The organism is Flavivirga sp. 57AJ16, from assembly GCF_028736925.1.
In the GTDB taxonomy this organism is placed as follows: domain Bacteria; phylum Bacteroidota; class Bacteroidia; order Flavobacteriales; family Flavobacteriaceae; genus Flavivirga.
Genome location: NZ_JAQZAT010000050.1, coordinates 1 through 1,179, shown reverse-complemented (window position 1 = coordinate 1,179; position 1,179 = coordinate 1). Strand labels below are relative to the sequence as shown.

At 36.1% G+C, this 1,179-nt stretch carries 1 protein-coding gene; it reads right to left on the bottom strand.

Features of this window, described 5'->3' with window-relative positions; translation table 11 throughout:
• Nucleotides 1-32: 32 nt before the first annotated feature.
• Nucleotides 33-929, bottom strand: a complete 897-nt coding sequence (locus PQO00_RS20295) for a transposase (protein ID WP_274186683.1) — start codon at nucleotides 927-929, stop codon at nucleotides 33-35.
• Nucleotides 930-1,179: the final 250 nt, after the last annotated feature.

Here is a 1,179-nt window from a genome sequence, read left to right as displayed (position 1 = left end):
GGATCAAGTCAAAAAGTTGTGGGATTTTAGAATTAAGCAAAAATATTAGTTAGTCTAAATAAGAAGAATTCTACATTTCTAACTCCTCTAAACTGTGCCCTAAAGGCTTTAATTTTGGCATTAAAGGATTCAGCCGAAGCGTTAGTACTTCTGTTATCAAAGTAATTTAAGATGTTCTTGTAATGAATAGACATTGTTCTGGCAATGGTGTTGAAGCTTTTAAAAGCAGCCTGTCGTACTTTTTCATCCCATTTTGCCAATCTTATTAGTGCAGAAGTTTTATCTTTTGTTTGGTTAAATATCCAAGATAAATTTTGACAGAGTTTGTATGCTTTTTCAATATCAGGATATTTTTCAAAGAGTACTTTGGCTCTTATGGATTGGTTTACAGTCCATTTATCATTGGATTTATATAGCAAATACCTGCTTCTAGCAAGTAATTGTTTTAGGGTATCTCCATTGGGTAGTATCTCAGGGCTGTGTTTTAGGTTTTTGGTTCTTGCTTTTTCAATAGCGTCGTTTTCCGTATCCAATGCTTCCCATCTATGCTTGATTCTGATTTCTTGCAGAGCATCCAAAGCTAGTTTTTGTACGTGGAATCTATCTATTACCTGAACAGCATTTGGAAATGATTTTTTGACTACCAATCCCATATTACCAGCCATATCTAGAGTTACTTCCTTTACTTGGTTTCTTTGTTTGAGAGGTATCTTTTGCAATATTTTGATTGCCTCCTCTGCTTTAGTGCCTCTGATCATCGCAACTAAAGCCCCTTTCTTTCCTTTTGCTTTTTTATTGGTAAGTATGGTGTACAGATCCCCATTTGAGAATGCTGTTTCATCAAGAGAAAGCTGCTGTCCAATGTTTTGAGGAAATAGCAGCCAGTCTTTTGCGTGTGCTTTCTGTTCCCAAGCCTTAAAATCACTCAAGTAATCTTTATATTGACGTTGTAGGCTTCTGGGGTTTACTCCGTAGAAATTAGCGACTACTGCTGTGCTAGAAGCGTTATTACTTATAGACTTCTTTTAAAAAAGTAGCAAACTCACTAGTTATTCTAGTCCCTTTTGCTACTAAATCCCAGTCTCTGGTAATGACTTTATTGGTAGTTTGATTGTGCCATCTTCGTCTAGTGATGTGCAGATATACATTCTTTCCTCGTATTGGGAAGTCTTGAACCGT